Below are 16914 nucleotides of genomic sequence, written 5' to 3' on the forward strand. Positions count from 1 at the left end.
TTGGACGGGCGAGATTACGGATCAACTTTCTCCGGCAGTCCACAGCCGGTCCTCCCGACCAGCGCCGAATCGCCGCTCTAAGGTGTTGCCATGACCACCAGCGAGAAGCCGAAGGCGGATCGCGCATGACGGCAGAGCCCCGAGCCGATGCCGCCGCGCCCGTACGGCTGATCCTGGTTGACGACCACGAGATGGTCATCGAAGGGCTCAAGGCGATGCTGGCCGCGTTCAGCGACCGGGTGCGGGTCGTCGGCCAGGCGGTCGGGGCCGAACGTGCTGCCGCGGTGGTCGACGAGCTGCAGCCCGACATCGTGCTGTGCGACGTGCGGATGCAGGGCGCCAGTGGCCTGGACCTGTGCCGTGAGCTGCGGGAACGCGACCCGGACCGCAAGGTGGTCATGCTGTCGGTGTACGACGACGAGCAGTACCTCTACCAGGCGCTGCGGGTCGGCGCGTCCGGTTACCTGCTCAAGAGCATCAGCAGCGACGATCTGGTCCGTCAGCTCGAGCTGGTGCACGGCGGGGCGACGGCCATCGACCCCGGGATGGCGGCGCGGGCCGCCGACACCGCCGCCCGCATGCAGCGCGACGAGTTCTGGCCCGGCGCCCGGCAGGGCCTCACGCAGCGGGAAAGCGAAATCCTGTCGTTCGTCGTCGACGGCCTGTCCAACCGGGGTATCGCGACCCGGCTGGTGATCGGCGAGGAGACCGTCAAGAGTCACCTGCGGTCCATCTACCGCAAGCTCGATGTCAGTGACCGCGCCGGCGCGGTCGCCACCGCGCTGCGGGAAGGCATCTACCGATGACGCCGCGTAATGAGGTGGTGCTGACCGCCGACCGCGAGCTGGCCCTACTGCGCGAGTTGATCCAGGCCGCCTCGAGCGGACCCGGCGTCGAGCCGCTGGCCGCGGCGGCCGCCCGGATGATCACCGCGGCCACCGGCACCGACGTCTGCTTCGTCCACGTGCTCGACGACACCGAGCGGTCGCTGACGTTGACGGGTGCGACCCCGCCGTTCGACCAGGAGGTCGGCAAGATCCGGCTGCCGCTGGGCGAAGGTGTCTCGGGATGGGTGGCCGGCAATCGCGAGCCCGTGGTGATCACCCATGACAAGGAGTCCGACCCCCGCTACCGACCGTTCGAATCGCTGCGCGGCAGTGATTTCGCGTCCATGGTGTCGGTGCCGATGGAGACCGACCCGGGCGGGCTGGTCGGAGTGCTCAACGTGCACACCGTCGACCGCCGGGAATTCACCGCCCGCGACGTCGAGCTGCTGCTGGTCATCGGCCGGCTGATCGCCGGGGCCATGCACCAGGCCCGGTTGCACCGCCAGCTCGTCGCCCGCGAACGGGCCCACGAGAACTTCGTCGAGCAGGTCATCGAGGCCCAAGAGATCGAGCGCCGCCGGCTGGCCGGCGATATCCATGACGGCATCTCGCAGCGGCTGGTGACGCTGTCCTACCGCCTCGACGCGGCGAGCCGGGCCGTCGGGTCGGACACGGCCGTCGCGGCCGAGCAGCTCACGTTGGCGCGGGAACTGGTGGACCTCACCCTCGGCGAGGCCCGCGCTGCCATCGGCAACCTACGCCCGCCGGTCCTCGACGACCTCGGGTTGGCCGGCGGCCTGGCCAGCCTGGCGCGCTCGATCGGCCAACTCGACGTCGATGTGGAGTTGGCCGATGTCAGGCTGCCCGATCACATCGAGCTGGCGCTGTACCGCATCGCGCAGGAGTGCCTGCAGAACGTCGTGAAGCATGCCCACGCCAGCAATGCGCTGTTGAAGTTCTCGACCGACGCGGAGCACGCCCGGCTCGAGATCATCGACAACGGAATCGGTTTCGACACCTTCGAGCGTCCGCTGGGCGCCGACGAGACGGGCGGCTACGGGTTGCTATCGATGTCCGAGCGCGCGGAGATCGTCGGCGGCCGGCTGAACATCCGGTCCCGGCCCGGCTCGGGAACCATCGTCACCGCCACCATCCCGCTGACCACGGTGCGCGAGTAGGTCAGAAGTCTCCGGCGGTGCGTCGCAGGGTCTCGATGGCTTCGACCAGGGCCGCGGACTGCGTGTCGGACATCCCGACGTCGGCGAACACTTCCTTGTTCAGCGTCACCGTGGCGTCCTCGACCGTCGAGCGGCCCACCTCGGTCAGCTGCACCAGGGTGGTCCGGCCGTCCGTCGGGTGCGGCACGCGCTCCACGAGACCGTCGGCCTCGAGCCGCCGGATCGCATGGGTGACGCTGGTGACGTGCACTTGCAGCCGGTCGGATGCCTTGGTGATGGGCAGCGCACCACTACCGCTGAAGGCCAGCAGCCGCAGCAGTTCGTAGCGGGAAAAGCTCAGGTCATAGGGCCGCAGCGCCGTCTCCACGCGAGCCAGCAGAATCTGGTGGGCCCGCATCACCGACGTCACCGCGACCATGCCGTCGGCGACGTCGCCCCAGCCGGCCCGCTCCCAGTTGGCCCGGGCCCGGGCGATGGGGTCACTGCTCACGACTTATTCATACCGCACAGGGCCGCGCTGTCAGGCCTTGGCGCTCGTCCCGTCCACTGCATGGCGGATGGCTGCCAGCACCGCGCGCGAGGACCTGCGGTCCCCGACGGTGATCCGGACGCCGCCGTCGGCATAGCTGCGCACCCGCGGGCCGTCGGCGCCGAACTCCCAGGACCGCGCCCCGCTCGGCAGATAGACGAAGTTGGCGTGACTGTCGGTGCAGTACACCCCCATCGACCGCAACCGCGCCCGCAGAAACGCCCCTTCCGAAGAGATCAACCGGATGCGTTGGCGCAGTTGGTCTTCCGCGTCGTAGGAGGCGGCGACGGCCACGAGCCCGGTGATGCCGATCCCGAACGGCAGCTGCATCCCCCACAGCTCGCGCGCCAGCGACGGCGCGCACACGCCGTAGCCGATGCGCAGGCCGGCCAGCCCATAGGCCTTCGAAAAGGTCCGAACCACAACAAGATTGGGATAGCGCTCTACCAGCGACGGGAGGTCCAGGCACAGCTCGGGGGCCAGGAACTCGACGTACGCCTCGTCCAGCAGGACGACGGTGCCCGACGGCACCCGGTCCAGAAATCGATAGAGGTCGGCGACCGATTCGACCGTTCCCGTCGGGTTGTGCGGCCGGCAGATCACGACGACCCGGGCCCGCGCCGCGGCCGCCGCCATGGCGTCGAGGTCGTGGTGACCGTGCCGGTTCAGTGGCACGGTCACCGACCGCAGTCGCGCCATCTGCGCGAAGATCGGGTAGCCGTCGAAGGTCGGGGACGCCGTCACCAGCACGTCGCCGGGGCGGGTGACGGCCTGCAGCACCTGCAGGATGACGCCGGTGGCGCCCGCGCCGACCAGCACCTGGTCATCGGCGACGCCGGCGCGCCCCGCGATCAGCGACCGCAGCCGCTGCGGCAGGAACTCGGGGTACCGGTTCACGACGCCGATCGACGCGGTCAGGGCGGCCCGCACCGCCGGCAGCGGCGGGAACGGATTCTCGTTGAGCGCCAACGCCAACGGGTCGTCCGCGGCGGGCAGTGCACCGACCGCCTCGGCCAACGCGCACGTGGGCGTCATCTCTGTCCGCCCCAGCGCACCGCGGCCGCACCGGCGAAGTCGCCGGCGTGCGCGAAGGCCGCCATCATCACCACGTCACCCTCGCCGACCTGTCCGTCGGTGATCGCCCGGTCCAGGTTGACCGGCACGCCGGCGGCGAACAGGTTGCCGCACTCATCAAAAGTATCGCGATGTTTCGACTCGGGCAGCTCCAGCGCCTCACGCCAGTTCCGCAGGAACACCCGGTTCGGCTGGTTGGTCACCAGCAGACCGATGTCCTTGGGCGCCAAGCCGATCCGGTCGCACACCGCGTAGGCCACCTCGGGAACCTGACGGTTGCCCCGGGCCAGCACCTTGGTGATCTTGCTTTCGGTGAAGCCGATGCACCCCTCGCCGGGCCCCGCCTGCCACCATTTCCGCGGCGGATCGACCGACATGGTCATGTCGCCCGCGTACTCACCGTAAGTGCGGCATTCGACGTCGAGGATCGGCGAGACATCGGAGGCCGCAACGAGCCCCACGGCGGCACCATCACCGGGCACCGCGGCCTGCGCCTTGGGCCGGATGGTGACCTGGTCGAAGACCTGACCCGCCGCGTTCTGCGCCACCGCCACCAGCGCGGTGCGTCCCTCCCCCGACGCGATCAACTGCCGGGCCAGCTTCAGGCCCAGGATGAAGGCCGCGCATCCGCCATTGTGCAGGTCGATCACCCAGTTCGGTTTCATGCCAAGCCGATTCGCCATGCCGCCGCCACCGCCGTAGAACGGCATGTCGGGCAGCTGCGTGTGGGTGATCAGGATGTCGACGTCGGCCAGCACGTCCGAGCCGTGCCGGTCGACGATGCCCGCCGCGGCGCGCTCGACCATGTCGATGGCCGTCTCGTCGGGGGCTACGTGATGCCGGAACTTCGGCGCCCGGAACATCAGGTTGTCCCGCAGGTCATCTGAATCGGCGAACTGCGCGTAGTAGTCGGCGCTGATCGGCTCGCCCGGGAGATAGGTCGAGACGTCAAGCAGGCTCACAGTTGGTTGGCTCATGTGTCGCTCACTTCATCCAGGCCGGGGTGATCGGCAGGCCGTTACGGTGCCGGTATTCGGCGATCGCCTTGAGGTTGTCCAGTTCGAGGCGGTGGCCCGCCCCGAACATGTCCCAGAAGTCCCCCACCCACACGGGTCGCTGCGCGGGCGCGGTCTCCGGGTACGGGTTGTTGTCGTAGAACGGGTGGTGGCAGTTGGTCCACAGCACCACCGAGCCGGGCTTGTTCAGCACCGTCTGCGCGTCGACGACGCGCATCAGGTAGATCATCCACAGGTGCCGGCCCTGGTCCCAGGCGCAGTGGTAGTCGACGGTCCTCGCCTCGCGGTTCGCCACGGTGCGCGTGTAGATTTCGGTCTCCGAGCCCAGCCGGTCGTAGGCCAGCCACAGACCCGGTTCTTCGGTTTCGGTGAATCCGCGCAGGCTGTAGGTCCACTCCTCGAGGCTGCGGGTGTCCGACAGATACTCGAACAGTTCGTCCGGCGGGCAGTCGACGTAGTCGTTGACGGTGCAGTAGTCACCGAAGACCATGTCGTGCGGGTACACCGACCGCATCATCTCCATGATGATGGGCGTGGCCTTCTCCCGGGGCGCATTCTCGATGCGCGTCACCCCGGCCAGGGCCTCCGAGTTGGGTAGGGCGATGTCTTCAAGCGCGGGCAGCGACATGCTGGGAGCTCTCTTTCTGCGTCTGTTGGGTGGCTGTATCGAGAAATGGTGCGAACGTGGGGATTTCGTCGGCGGAGCATTCGATGCTGACCACCGATGGCCCGTGCCGGCCGAGTGCGTCGGTCAGCGCGCCGGCCAGCTGCGGCAGCTCGGTGACATCGGTCGCGTGCAGACCGGGGAACATCGCGGCCAGACCGGCGCCGAGGCGGGCCGGGGTGAAGCGGTTGTAGCTGTAGCGATCGCCGTAGAACAACTGCTCGCGGGTGACGCACATGGCGTGGGCGTTGTTGTTGAACAGCACGAAAGTGATCGGCAGCCGGTGCTCCACCGCGGTGTGCAGCTCCATACCGTGCATGAAGAACGAGCCGTCGCCGGCCACCACGACGGTCCGGTATTGCGGCCCAGCGGTTTTCGCCCGGGCAAAGCACATGCCGATGCCGGCGCCGAAGCTGTAGCCCATACCGCCCATCCCGAGCGCCACCACGAAGCGCCCGGCCCGGCGCACCGGCAGTCCGTGCACTGTCGAGGCACCGGTGTTGCCGGCGTCGACCACGATGTCGGTGCCGTCGGGCAGCAGCTCGTCGAGGAGCGTGACGGTGTCGCGGTAGCGGATGCCCGGGCCCTCGTGCAGCGGCGGCTGAAGTTCGGTGTGCGGCAACGGGTCGAGGACCCGAAGCCCGTGGGGCCGGCCGGCTCCCGTCAGTGATCGGGTCAGCGCCGTCAGCGACGCCCGCAGATTCGTCGAATTCACGTGTGTTGTAGGGACATACGGACGTTCCGCGCCGAGCGAGACGGTCTGCACCCCGGCGAGGGCACCGTCGAGACCAGCACGTGCCGTGACCGCCAGTCGCGTCCCGATCACCAGGCAGACCGCGCTGCGGGAGATCGCGTCGACGACCCGGGGGTGACCCATCACGCCGGTGACGCCCAACCACGACGACTGCCCCAGGCCCGGTGAGCCGCTGACGTCCTTGGCGTCGGGCACCGTGGCCACCCAGGCCCGTAGGACCGAGCGCAGTTCCTCGAGCTCACGGCGGGCGTCATCGCGGGCCACCTGCTCGCCGGCAATGATGGTGACCGGTCCCAGCGCCCGGCGTAGCACCTCGGCGATCGGGCTCGGCTCGGCCAGCAACGAATCCTGCACAGCAACAACAGGATTGACCACATCTATCATCGCCTGCTGAACGTCCTTCGGCAGCAGCAGCACCGCTGGGCCGCCACTCTCGGCTGCGGCCAGGGCCTCCGCGAGCGCCGGCACGATGTCGTCCGGTTCCGTCACGCGACGGCAGTACACCGACACCGCGGAGAACAATGCCACCGCGTCGAGTGACCCGGAACGTCCGCTGGTGTCCTGGAAGCTGCCGCGGCCGTCCATGGCAGCGGGCGCCTGTCCCACCAGGGCCAGCACCGGCACTCGACTTGCCAATGATTCACCCAGTCCCGCAATCAGATTCAGCGATCCACCGCCGGAAGTCGCGGCCACCACCCCGACGCGGGACACCGCACGGCTGTAGCCGTCGGCCATCGTGGCCGCGGAGAACTCGTGCTTTGCCAGGATCGCGGTGATGTCATCCCGAAGGAACGCCGCGTCGAACAGGTCCTCGATATTGGCCCCATCGACACCGAAGAAATGCTCGGTGCCCGACGCCGCAAGTTGCGTGATGATGTGGTCCACCACCCGATGCCTGCCGACCATCTGCCACCTGCTTCCGCTCGTCTAACCAAAGACACGAAGCGGATCGGCGAAAGGTTCAATGCCGGCGGCACAAATTACAGATTGCGCTCCAGCAGGACCTTGCCGTTGTCGGCGGAAACCAGTTGTACCGCAGCAATTTCCGAAACCTGCATCGGCGTGTTACCACTCGGCAACGCAGTGGCGCCGGACATGCCGAACCACGTGGCGATCTGGTTGCGGCTGCCGTCGCGGCCCACCACCACCATGCCCAGGTTGGTCGGCGGCGCGGCCGGTCCACTGGACCAGTCGCCGTAGCTGCAGGCCATGTCGATCCGGGTACCCCAGCCGAAGCTGCTCAGTGCGATGGTGGCGTTGAACGGAGTGGGTGCCACGTGCTGCATGGGCAGCTGCGCAACCTGCTCCTGGCTCTGACCACCGCCGAAGAACTCGGGCCGGACCACGGCCACCGCCCCGATCGCCAGTACCGCCGCGGCCAGGCCGGCAACTGCCGTCGTCACCCAGCGGGTCCGGCGCCGGCGCCACCGCACCTTGGCCAACACCGAATCGAGCACCTCGGGCCGCAACGGCGGTTCGGGCTGCTCGGCGCCGATCTCCTGCACGTCCGCCAAATCGAGCAGGCCCAGCAGAGCCGGCATGCCGCTGAGTTCGCCGACGGCGTCCCGGCACCGGGCGCAGGTCTGCAGGTGCGCCTCGTACTCGCGGCGCTCCGCGCTGGACAGCGAACCCAGCACATAGGCGGCGTCCCAGGTTGCGTACCGGTCGCCGTCAAAGGGTCCAATGGACTCGACCACATGCATGCTCACCGAGTCACCCCCATTTCCTGCAGATTCAGGCGCAGTGCCCGGACCGCGTAATGCAGCCTCGATTTCACTGTGCCCTCGGCGATCTGAAGCTCCGCCGCGATCTGTGCGACGCTCAACTGCCGGTAATACGCGCGCTCGATCACGGCACGATGGTCGACGGAGAGCTGGCTCAGGGCGCCCCCGAGCAGCATCCGATCCAGAGCGGTGTCCACTTCATCGGTAGCTGCCGGGTCCGTCCGGTCGTCGGCCTCCACCACCTCCGACGAGGTGGTCTCGTGCCGCCGCCGGGCGCTGCGCTGCTCGTCGATGATGAGGTTGCGGGCGACGGTGTAGAGCCAGGCCCGTGGAGACTGGTCGGTGTCGGACACGACATCGGGGTGCCGCCACGCCCGCAGCAATGTTTCCTGCACGACATCCTCGGCCCGCGCCGAATCCTGTGTCAGTCGCAGGGCATAGCGCCAAAGGGCGCCTGCGTGCTCGTCATAAAGCACCCGCATCATGGCGGCCTCCGGATCGCTCATGCACCAACCTCCGTCATTGACACGAGATCAGGGGCGATCCGGTTCACCGGATCAGTCGCGTAACAGCGTCAAGATTCGGGGTCCGTCCTCGGTGACAGCAACGGTGTGTTCCCAGTGTGCGGCACGCGAGCCGTCCTTGGTGACAACTGTCCACTCGTCTTCGAGAATGACCGTCTTGGTGCTACCCAGGGTCAGCATCGGCTCGATCGCCAGCACCGAGCCGGGCTCCAGGAACGGGCCCCGCCCGGGTGATCCCTCGTTGGGCAGGAACGGGTCCATGTGCATCTGCTGACCGATACCGTGGCCGCCGTAGCCTGCGACGATGCCGAACTTGCGGTCATAGCGGGCAGACGCGGCGTGGGTCGCCACCTCGATGGCGTGCGAGACGTCGGTCAGCCGGTTACCGGGCACCATGGCGGCGATGCCCGCCTCCATGGACTCGCGGGTGGCGTCGGACAGCTTCTGATCGGCGTCGATCAGCGGGCCGACCCCGAACGTCACGGCCGAGTCGCCGTGCCAGTCGTTCAGGATGGCGCCGCAGTCGATCGAGACCAGGTCACCGCTGGCGAGCACCTCGTCGGCGGTCGGGATGCCGTGCACCACGCGATCGTTGACCGATGCGCAGATGGTCGCGGGGAACCCGTGATAGCCGAGGAACGACGGGATGCCGCCGCCATCGCGGATGACGGACTCGGCGATCTGGTCCAGCTCGAGAGTGGACATTCCGGGCGCCGCGGCTTCACGAACCGCTTTCAGCGCTGCCGCCACCAGGGCGCCGGCAGCCGCCATCGCGTCCAATTCGCCGGGAGTCCGCTGGGGGACGACCTTGCGGCCGCGTCGCGGTAGACCAATCATCGATGACTACTTCAGCTGGGTAGGTGGTTCAGCTACCGAGCGCCTGCAGCGCGCGGGCGAAAACTTCATCCAGGCTGCCGACGGCGTCGACCGACACGAGCTCGTCCTGGTAGTAGTCCAGCAGCGGGGCGGTCTCGTCCCGGTACACCTTCATGCGGTTGAGGATGACCTCTTCGGTGTCGTCGGCGCGGCCCCGACTCTTCAACCGGGTCAGCAGCTCGGACTCCGAGACACGGAACTCCAGCACCGCGTCGAGCTTCAGGTTGCGCTTGGCCAGCATGTCGCGCAGCGCGACGGCCTGCTCGACCGAGCGGGGGAAGCCGTCGAGGATGAACCCGGCGGCGGTGTCGTCGGCGTCGAGGCGGTCGTCGACCAGCGCGTTGGTCAGCTCGGCCGGGACCAGGTCACCGGCGTCGAGGTACTTCTTGGCCTCGACACCGAGCGGGGTGCCCTTGCTGATGTTGCTACGAAACAGATCGCCCGTGGAGATCTGCGGGATGCCGAACTTCTCGGCCAGCTTCTCGGCCTGAGTGCCCTTGCCTGCTCCCGGCGGTCCCAGCAGAACCATTCTCATTTCAGGAACCCTTCGTAGTTGCGCTGCATCAGCTGGCTCTCGATCTGCTTCACCGTGTCCAGACCCACGCCGATCATGATCAGCACGGCCGTACCGCCGAATGGCAGGTTCTGGGCGCTGCTGCCGCCGCTCTGCAGGAACAGATTAGGCAGCACCGCGATCAAACCGAGGTAAATCGAGCCCGGCAGCGTGATTCGGCCGAGGACGTACCGGAGGTAGTCCGCCGTGGGCTTGCCCGGCCGGATGCCCGGGATGAACCCGCCGAACTTCTTCATCTCGTCGGCCCGCTCGTCGGGGTTGAACGTGATGGATACGTAGAAGTACGTGAAGAAGATGATCAGGCCGAAGTAGATGGCGATGTAGACGGGGTCGGCCGGGTTGGTCAGGTACTTGGCGATCGCCTTGGACCACCAGCCGTTGGACGCGTTCGGATCGCCGGCGGTGACCAGCTGGGTGATCAGATGCGGGATGTAGATCAGTGACGACGCGAAGATGACGGGGATGACGCCGGCCTGGTTGACCTTCAAGGGCAGGTAGGTCGAGGTGCCGCCGTACATCCGGCGGCCCACCATGCGCTTGGCGTACTGCACCGGGATGCGGCGCTGACCCTGCTCGACGAAGACGACACCGACGATGATGAGCAGCGTTGCGCCCACGACCGAGGCGAACACCACGCCACCACGGCTCTCCAGGATGGACTGGCCCTCGGACGGGATACGGGCGGCGATGCCGGCGAAGATCATCAGCGACATGCCGTTGCCGATGCCACGCTCGGTGACGAGCTCGCCCATCCACATGACCAGGGCAGCGCCCGCGGTCATGACCAGCACGATCACCACGAGGGTGAAGATGCTCTGGTCCTGGATGATGTTCAGGGTGCAGCCCTGCAGCAAGTTGCCACTGGCGGCCATCGCGACGATCGACGTGCCCTGCAGAACTGCCAGCGCGATCGCGAGATAACGCGTGTACTGCGTCATCTTGGCCTGACCGGACTGGCCTTCCTTCTGCAGCTGTTCGAAGCGCGGAATGACCACGACCAACAACTGCACGATGATGCTCGCGGTGATGTAGGGCATCACGCCGACCGCCAGCACCGACAGGTGCAGCAGCGCACCGCCGGAGAACAAGTTGATCAGCGAGTAGACCTGCGCCGCGTCACCGCCGCTGACCTGCTCGATGCACTTCTGCACGTTCGGGTAGTTCACCCCGGGGGACGGCAATGCGGCACCGGCCCGATAGAGGATGACTACACCCAGCGTGAAGAGGATCTTGCGTCGCAGATCGGCCGTCCGCAGGGACGAGATAAAAGCCGAAAGCACTCTTCCTCCTGCGCAGCCGAGCTCGGGCCGCGGCGTGCTGATGGGGCTGGTCAGGTCCAGCGTTTGGTTAATTCCGTGCGCGACCAGCAGCAGGTACCCGACCTGCCTGGACGCGCCGTCAAATCAGTCTCCGAGAATAACAGTTGCCACCCCCGCGACCTGCATCCGCTCGGCGCCGAACGCTTCCCACCCGGCCCGGACGGGTCGAAACGTCTCGCCACCCGGCATTTCTGCCGAGTTCAGGAACGGCGCGTACAGTCGCCGACAGGTTGTTACATGAGCTAACTACCAGCCCGCTCACCGGGTAACCGACGACAGGAACGACGCGATGGCACGCACTGACAACGACACCTGGGACCTGGCCTCGAGCGTAGGGGCGACCGCGACCTTGGTCGCCGCCGCGCGCGCCCTCGCCACCACATCCGAAGACCCGATCATCGATGACCCGTTCGCCGCTCCCCTGGTCCGTGCCGTCGGGGTCGACTTCTTCACCAAGCTGGTCGACGGCGCCGCCGACCCCGCCCAATTCGGCGGCGCAGGCCACGGCCCGAGCATGTCGCAGCTGACCAACGGAATGGCTGCCCGCACCCGGTTCTTCGACGACTTCTTCCACGACGCCGGCCGGGCCGGCATCCGGCAGGCCGTCATTCTCGCCGCCGGACTCGACGCCCGGGCCTACCGCTTGTCCTGGGCGCCGGGCACCGTCGTGTACGAGATCGACCAGCCGGACGTCATCGAGTTCAAGGCCAAGGCCCTCTCGGATCTGGGCGCCGCACCGACGACCGAGCGGCGCACGGTGGCGATCGACCTGCGCGACGACTGGCCCGCCGCACTGCGCGAAGCGGGCCTGGACCCCGCCCAGCCCACCGCCTGGATCGCCGAAGGACTGTTCGGCTACCTGCCGCCCGAAGCTCAGGACCGGTTGCTCGACCAGATCTCCGAACTCAGCGCACCGGGCAGCCGGATGGGCGCCGAAGGCGTACCGACCACGCCCGACGTCGACGAGGACGCCGTGCGGGAGCGGATGAAGGCGGCCTCGGAGCAGTGGCGCGAGCAGGGCTTCGAACTGGATTTCAGCGATCTGGTCTATCTGGGCGACCGGGCCGACGTGGACACCTATCTTCAGGGCCATGGCTGGCAGACCACCGCCGTCACCTCCAATGAACTGCTCGTCCGCAACGGTCTGCCCGCCGTCGCGGCCGACCCGAACGGCCAGCCCTCGATGGGCGAGGTCAACTACGTCACCGCACTGCGCTGATCCACAGACAGGAGTGAACCGATGACCCGCACCGACAGCGACACCTGGGATCTGGCCTCGAGCGTGGGCGCCACCGCCACGATGGTGGCGACCGCTCGCGCCCTGGCGACGAAGGAAGCGGAGCCCCTCATCCGCGATCCGTACGCCGATCCGCTGGTGCGGGCCGTCGGTGTCGACTTCTTCGTCAAACTGCTCGACGGGCAGATCGATCTCACCGGCGACGTCGGGACGGCCGCCACGATGATGACCAATCTGATGGCGGTGCGGACGAAGTTCTTCGACGACTTCTTCACTTCTGCCACCGGAGGTGGCGATTCAGCCGGAGCGACTGAGTCCTCTGAAATCCGGCAGGCCGTCATCCTGGCCGCCGGCCTGGATTCGCGCGCCTACCGGCTGGACTGGCCGGCCGGCACCGTCGTCTATGAGATCGATCAACCCGAGGTGATCGCCGCCAAGACCGGAACCATGACGCAGCTCGGGGCCACGCCCACCTGTGAGCGCCGCACCGTGGCGATCGATCTGCGCGAGGACTGGCCGGCCGCACTGCGCGCCGCCGGGTTCGATCCCGCTGCGCCGACGGCCTGGATCGCCGAGGGACTGCTGATCTACCTGCCGCCCGAGGCACAGGACAAGCTGTTCGACAACATCACCGCGCTGTCGGCGCCCGGTAGTCGCCTGGCCACCGAGTTCCACACCGACCACGGCGCCGGCATGGCCGAACGGGGTGCGGCCATGAGCGAGCGGTGGCGCGGTGCCGGCCTGGACCTCAACCTGACCGATCTCTGGTACCAGGGCGACCGCACCTCGGTGGTCGAGCACCTGGATGCCAGTGGCTGGAATACCACGGCCCGTCCGCGCCTTGAAGTTTTCGCCGAGTACGGCCGCCCCCTCGCCGAGACCGAAGACACCGCGGCGCTGCGTAATTCACTGTCCGTGACGGCCATCAAGAACTAGGAGCTGGACCCATATGACACGAACTGACGGAGATTCCTGGGACCTCGCGTCCAGCGTCGGTGCCACCGCGACCATGGTTGCGGGACAGCGTGCGCTGGCGCACCGCGAGCAGCTGATCGATGACCCGTACGCCGAGCCGCTGGTCCGGGCCGTCGGACTGGACTTCTTCACCAAGGCGCTGGACGGCGAGATCGATCTCGGCGACGTGAACCCGGCCTTCACCCCGCGGCGCGCCGCGGAGGGCATGACGGTGCGCACCCGCTGGTTCGACCAGTTGTTCCTCGACGCGGCCGCCGCAGGTGTCAGGCAGGCGGTGATCCTGGCCGCCGGTCTGGATGCGCGCGCCTACCGGCTGCCCTGGCCGGACGGCACCGTCGTCTTCGAGGTCGACCAGCCCGAGGTCATCGAGTTCAAGTCGACGACGCTGGCCGGCCTGGGCGCCGCCCCCACCGCAACCCGGCGCACCGTCGCCGTCGACCTGCGCGACGACTGGATGCAGGCGCTGCGGGACAACGGTTTTGATCCCGAGGCGCCCACCGCATGGATCGCCGAAGGGCTGTTGATCTACCTGCCGCCGGAGGCTCAGGATCGACTGTTCGACAACATCACCGCGCTGTCGGCACCCGGCAGCTTCGTGGCGACCGAGCAGGTCGGCGACCTCAGTTCCGCGTTCGACGACGAGCGGATGCAGCAGATGCGCGACCGGATGAAAGCGCTCGGTTCGAACATCGAGATGGCCGACCTGATCTACCAGGGCGACCGCAACCACGTCACCGACTACCTGACGAGCCTCGGCTGGGACGTCACCGCGCGGTCGGTCGAAGAAGCCCACGGCGACAACGGGTTCCAATATCCGGACGACGAATTGTCCCGCGCGTGGACGCAGCTGAAGTACGTCCGCGCCGTGCTGGGTCAGAAGCGATAGCCGCGATGGCACGCGAACACGGGGACACCTGGGACCTGGCGTCGAGTGTCGGCGCCACGGCCACGCTCGTCGCGACGGGGCGGGCGATCGCCAGCACCCATGAACACGGTTTGATCGACGATCCGTTCGCGGCGCCGCTGGTGCGGGCCGTCGGGATCGAGGTGTTCACCAAGATGGTCGACGGCGAATTGGACCTGGCCGTCCTCGAGACCGTCGCGCCCGATGCCGCGGCTCGCGCCCGGGCCAACATCGACGAGATGGCTGTGCGCACACGGTTTTTCGACGACTACTTCATCGCGGCCGCCGAAGGCGGCATCCGGCAGGCGGTGATCCTGGCGTCCGGTCTGGACTCCCGCGCCTACCGGCTGCCGTGGCCCGACGGCACCGTGGTCTACGAGATCGACCAGCCCGAGGTCATCGAGTTCAAGACCCAGACGCTGGCCGGACTCGGCGCGGCCCCGACGGCCACGCGCCGGACCGTCCCGATCGATCTGCGCGAGGACTGGCCGGCGGCGTTGCGGGCAGCGGGCTTCGACCCCAGCCGGCCGACGGCGTGGCTGGCCGAAGGTCTGCTGATCTACTTGCCGCCGGAAGCCCAGGACAAGCTGTTCGACAACATCCACGAGCTCAGTGCGCCCGGTAGTGCCGTGGCCACCGAATTCGTGCCCGGGCTCAAGGATTTCGATCCGGAAATGGCCCGCGAAGCGGCAGCCGGATTCCAGCAACTCGGCCTGAACCTGGACATGCCGTCGCTGATCTATCACGGCGAAAGGCATTCCGCCGCAGACTATCTGACCACCAAGGGCTGGCAGATGTCCGGGATCGGCCGGGTGGACCTGCACAGCCGTCACGGGTTGACGGCCGAGGTCATCGGCGACGATGTGATGAGCGAAATCGTCTACATCAGCGGCACTCTCGGCTGAGTCGGCCGGACGCTAGAAGCGGCAGTCCCCCAGCCACAGCGCGCTGACCCCGGTCAGCGACCGCTCGGCCTGGCCGAGCGCGCCGACCAGCGACCGACCGAGCACCGCCGCCACCGCGTCCGGCAATGAGGCGGCGGCCGGTTGCGAGGAAGCCTTGGGCCGCACGCGGTCCAGCAAGGACGAGCCGGGGTAGTTGACGGTTCGGACGGGAGCTTCAACATCGATGCCGGCCAGCACCTTGGCCCGGCGCACCGCGGTCCGCAGCCCACCGAGCTCGTCGACCAGGCCGTGTTCCAGCGCGTCGGCGCCGGTCCAGATGCGGCCGCGGGCCACCTGCTCGACGGCCTCGACCGGCAGGCTGCGGCCCTCGGCGACGCGTTCGACGAAGTCGGTGTAGAACAGGTCGGCCTCGGCCACGACGTGCGCGTGCTGGGCCTCGGTGAACGGCTGGTTGGCTGACCAGGCGTCGGCATTGTCGTTGGTACGCACGGCATCTGAGCCGACACCGAGCCGTTCCTTGAGACCCTTGGTGACGAGCTTGCCTGTCACCACCCCGATGGATCCGGTGATGGTGCCGGCGTTTGCGACGATGTGGTCGGCCGCCATCGACACGTAGTAACCGCCCGACGCGGCGACGGCCCCCATCGACGCGACGACGGGTGTGCCGGCCTCCCGCAGCCGGACCACCTCGCGCCAGATGGTCTCCGAACCGGTGACCGCGCCACCGGGACTGTCCACGCGGAGCACGACGGCCGCGACATCGTCATCGGCCGCCGCCTCGCGCAGCGCCGCCGCGATGGTGTCGCCACCAACACTCGACGGCCCGGGCGGGAACGCGCTCGGACCGCCGCGGCCGCTGACGATCGGTCCGGCCATGGTGACCACGGCGATGGTCGGCTTGTGCTTGATGCCCGGCAGCGGCGGCACCTCGGGCAGCGTGTGTCCGGCAGTGGCCTTGGCATAGCGGGACAGGAACAATCGCGGCGGCGCGTCGTTGCCGTCGGCTTCCGCTGCGCCGCCGACCAATTCACCGACCCGGGCATACGCCTCATCCCGGAAGCCGATGTGGTCCACCAGGTTGGCGGCCAGCGCGTCGTCGCGCAGCAGCGGCGCCCGGTCGACCAGGGTGTCGAGTTCGTCGGCGTCAACACCGCGCGATGCGGCGATGGCGGTCAGCACCTGAGTGTGGAGGCTCTCGATGAGACGGCCGTCGGCCTCGCGGTGCGGCTCGGTGTAGCGGTCCTGCGTGAACATGTTGGCCGCTGACTTGTATTCACCGCGGGCCACGAACTGGGCCTCGATGCCGGCCTTGTCGAAGGCGTCACGCAGGAACATCGGGCTGGTGGCGAAACCCACCAGCCCGACCGTGCCCGACGGCTGCATCCATACTTCCCGGAACGCCGAGGCCAGGTAGTAGGACATGGTGCCGGGGTACGTCTCGGCCCACGCGACCGACGGTTTGACGGCGCTGAACGCGGCGATGGCGTCACGCAGCTCCTGCACCGGACCGGCTGCGGCAGCGGGCAATTGGACCCGGGCGATCAGCCCGGCGACGCGCTTGTCGTCGGCGGCTCGGTGGATGGCGGCCACGGCGTCGCGCAGCACGAGTGGCCGTGAGTTGCCCATGACGAAGGCGATCGGGTCGAAGCCCGCGGTCTCCGGCGGCACGGCCTGCAGGTCGAGTTCCAGTACGCAGCCGCCAGGCACGCCGTGGTGACGCGCGGTGTCGACCTTGCGGACAAGGGCACGCAACTCATCGGGGCCGGGAAGACCGGGCAGGCTGGGCCGGAAAGCAAACATCTTTCGAGCGTACCGACTCGCCTGCACTGGCCGA

At 68.1% G+C, this 16914-nt stretch carries 17 protein-coding genes; 6 read left to right on the forward strand and 11 right to left on the reverse strand.

Features of this window, described 5'->3' with window-relative positions:
* Positions 1-125 precede the first annotated feature (125 nt).
* On the forward strand, positions 126-806 hold the full coding sequence (locus ACWW1C_RS23175) for a response regulator (protein WP_455980452.1): 681 nt from the start codon (positions 126-128) through the stop codon (positions 804-806).
* Positions 803-2005, forward strand: a complete 1203-nt coding sequence (locus tag ACWW1C_RS23180) for a GAF domain-containing sensor histidine kinase (RefSeq protein WP_455980453.1) — start codon at positions 803-805, stop codon at positions 2003-2005. The genes ACWW1C_RS23175 and ACWW1C_RS23180 overlap by 4 nt, the downstream gene beginning before the upstream one ends.
* Position 2006: 1 nt before the next feature.
* Here the strand turns inward: ACWW1C_RS23180 and ACWW1C_RS23185 are convergent, their stop codons facing one another.
* From ACWW1C_RS23185 to secY, 10 genes are all read right to left on the reverse strand, one after another.
* Positions 2007-2495, reverse strand: coding sequence for a MarR family transcriptional regulator (locus ACWW1C_RS23185; RefSeq protein ID WP_455980454.1), 489 nt, complete (start codon positions 2493-2495; stop codon positions 2007-2009).
* Positions 2496-2525: 30 nt separating this feature from the next.
* A complete protein-coding gene (locus tag ACWW1C_RS23190; RefSeq protein ID WP_455980455.1) occupies positions 2526-3569 on the reverse strand; it encodes a pyridoxal phosphate-dependent aminotransferase in 1044 nt (347 codons plus the stop codon).
* On the reverse strand, positions 3566-4585 hold the full coding sequence (locus tag ACWW1C_RS23195) for a 3-oxoacyl-ACP synthase III family protein (protein ID WP_455980456.1): 1020 nt from the start codon (positions 4583-4585) through the stop codon (positions 3566-3568). Before ACWW1C_RS23195 ends, ACWW1C_RS23190 begins: the two co-directional genes overlap by 4 nt.
* A 7-nt stretch (positions 4586-4592) precedes the next feature.
* Positions 4593-5252 (reverse strand): SRPBCC family protein, encoded by a 660-nt coding sequence (locus tag ACWW1C_RS23200; RefSeq protein ID WP_455980457.1) that lies wholly within the window; start codon positions 5250-5252, stop codon positions 4593-4595.
* A complete protein-coding gene (locus ACWW1C_RS23205; protein WP_455980458.1) occupies positions 5233-6948 on the reverse strand; it encodes a thiamine pyrophosphate-binding protein in 1716 nt (571 codons plus the stop codon). Before ACWW1C_RS23205 ends, ACWW1C_RS23200 begins: the two co-directional genes overlap by 20 nt.
* 74 nt (positions 6949-7022) lie before the next feature.
* Complete coding sequence (locus ACWW1C_RS23210) at positions 7023-7745, reverse strand: zf-HC2 domain-containing protein (RefSeq protein ID WP_455984406.1); 723 nt, start codon at positions 7743-7745, stop codon at positions 7023-7025.
* A 2-nt stretch (positions 7746-7747) separates the two neighbouring features.
* Positions 7748-8272: a sigma-70 family RNA polymerase sigma factor gene (locus ACWW1C_RS23215; protein WP_455980459.1), complete on the reverse strand. Its 525-nt coding sequence runs from the start codon at positions 8270-8272 to the stop codon at positions 7748-7750.
* Positions 8273-8323: 51 nt separating this feature from the next.
* Positions 8324-9127: a type I methionyl aminopeptidase gene (gene map, locus ACWW1C_RS23220; RefSeq protein WP_455980460.1), complete on the reverse strand. Its 804-nt coding sequence runs from the start codon at positions 9125-9127 to the stop codon at positions 8324-8326.
* Between the two features lie 28 nt (positions 9128-9155).
* A complete protein-coding gene (locus ACWW1C_RS23225; RefSeq protein WP_455980462.1) occupies positions 9156-9701 on the reverse strand; it encodes an adenylate kinase in 546 nt (181 codons plus the stop codon).
* A complete protein-coding gene (gene secY / locus ACWW1C_RS23230; protein ID WP_455980463.1) occupies positions 9698-11020 on the reverse strand; it encodes a preprotein translocase subunit SecY in 1323 nt (440 codons plus the stop codon). The genes ACWW1C_RS23225 and secY overlap by 4 nt, the downstream gene beginning before the upstream one ends.
* 328 nt (positions 11021-11348) lie before the next feature.
* Between secY and ACWW1C_RS23235 the strand changes: the two genes are divergently transcribed.
* The 4 genes from ACWW1C_RS23235 to ACWW1C_RS23250 are packed head-to-tail and all read left to right on the forward strand — an operon-like array spanning position 11349 to position 15080.
* Complete coding sequence (locus ACWW1C_RS23235) at positions 11349-12278, forward strand: class I SAM-dependent methyltransferase (protein WP_455980464.1); 930 nt, start codon at positions 11349-11351, stop codon at positions 12276-12278.
* A 21-nt stretch (positions 12279-12299) separates the two neighbouring features.
* Positions 12300-13232 (forward strand): class I SAM-dependent methyltransferase, encoded by a 933-nt coding sequence (locus ACWW1C_RS23240; RefSeq protein ID WP_455980465.1) that lies wholly within the window; start codon positions 12300-12302, stop codon positions 13230-13232.
* A gap of 13 nt (positions 13233-13245) precedes the next feature.
* Positions 13246-14157: a class I SAM-dependent methyltransferase gene (locus tag ACWW1C_RS23245; protein ID WP_455980466.1), complete on the forward strand. Its 912-nt coding sequence runs from the start codon at positions 13246-13248 to the stop codon at positions 14155-14157.
* 5 nt (positions 14158-14162) lie between these two features.
* Positions 14163-15080: a class I SAM-dependent methyltransferase gene (locus ACWW1C_RS23250; RefSeq protein ID WP_455980467.1), complete on the forward strand. Its 918-nt coding sequence runs from the start codon at positions 14163-14165 to the stop codon at positions 15078-15080.
* A 12-nt stretch (positions 15081-15092) separates the two neighbouring features.
* On the opposite strand, the gene sppA is transcribed toward ACWW1C_RS23250, so the two are convergent.
* The gene (gene sppA, locus ACWW1C_RS23255) at positions 15093-16880 is read right to left on the reverse strand and encodes a signal peptide peptidase SppA (protein ID WP_455980468.1); all 1788 of its coding nucleotides are present in this window, start codon (positions 16878-16880) and stop codon (positions 15093-15095) included.
* Positions 16881-16914: the final 34 nt, after the last annotated feature.

The organism is Mycobacterium sp. HM-7 (assembly GCF_053852335.1).

Excerpts from the sequence above, each read along its gene's own strand:
- ACWW1C_RS23175 (WP_455980452.1), top strand. The coding sequence starts at position 126 with ATGACGGCAGAGCCCCGAGCCGATGCCGCCGCGCCCGTACGGCTGATC.
- ACWW1C_RS23180 (WP_455980453.1), top strand. The coding sequence starts at position 803 with ATGACGCCGCGTAATGAGGTGGTGCTGACCGCCGACCGCGAGCTGGCC.
- ACWW1C_RS23190 (WP_455980455.1), bottom strand. The coding sequence starts at position 3,569 with ATGACGCCCACGTGCGCGTTGGCCGAGGCGGTCGGTGCACTGCCCGCC.
- ACWW1C_RS23195 (WP_455980456.1), bottom strand. The coding sequence starts at position 4,585 with ATGAGCCAACCAACTGTGAGCCTGCTTGACGTCTCGACCTATCTCCCG.
- ACWW1C_RS23200 (WP_455980457.1), bottom strand. The coding sequence starts at position 5,252 with ATGTCGCTGCCCGCGCTTGAAGACATCGCCCTACCCAACTCGGAGGCC.
- ACWW1C_RS23205 (WP_455980458.1), bottom strand. The coding sequence starts at position 6,948 with ATGGTCGGCAGGCATCGGGTGGTGGACCACATCATCACGCAACTTGCG.
- ACWW1C_RS23210 (WP_455984406.1), bottom strand. The coding sequence starts at position 7,745 with ATGCATGTGGTCGAGTCCATTGGACCCTTTGACGGCGACCGGTACGCA.
- ACWW1C_RS23215 (WP_455980459.1), bottom strand. The coding sequence starts at position 8,272 with ATGAGCGATCCGGAGGCCGCCATGATGCGGGTGCTTTATGACGAGCAC.
- map (WP_455980460.1), bottom strand. The coding sequence starts at position 9,127 with ATGATTGGTCTACCGCGACGCGGCCGCAAGGTCGTCCCCCAGCGGACT.
- ACWW1C_RS23225 (WP_455980462.1), bottom strand. The coding sequence starts at position 9,701 with ATGAGAATGGTTCTGCTGGGACCGCCGGGAGCAGGCAAGGGCACTCAG.
- ACWW1C_RS23235 (WP_455980464.1), top strand. The coding sequence starts at position 11,349 with ATGGCACGCACTGACAACGACACCTGGGACCTGGCCTCGAGCGTAGGG.
- ACWW1C_RS23240 (WP_455980465.1), top strand. The coding sequence starts at position 12,300 with ATGACCCGCACCGACAGCGACACCTGGGATCTGGCCTCGAGCGTGGGC.
- ACWW1C_RS23245 (WP_455980466.1), top strand. The coding sequence starts at position 13,246 with ATGACACGAACTGACGGAGATTCCTGGGACCTCGCGTCCAGCGTCGGT.
- ACWW1C_RS23250 (WP_455980467.1), top strand. The coding sequence starts at position 14,163 with ATGGCACGCGAACACGGGGACACCTGGGACCTGGCGTCGAGTGTCGGC.
- sppA (WP_455980468.1), bottom strand. The coding sequence starts at position 16,880 with ATGTTTGCTTTCCGGCCCAGCCTGCCCGGTCTTCCCGGCCCCGATGAG.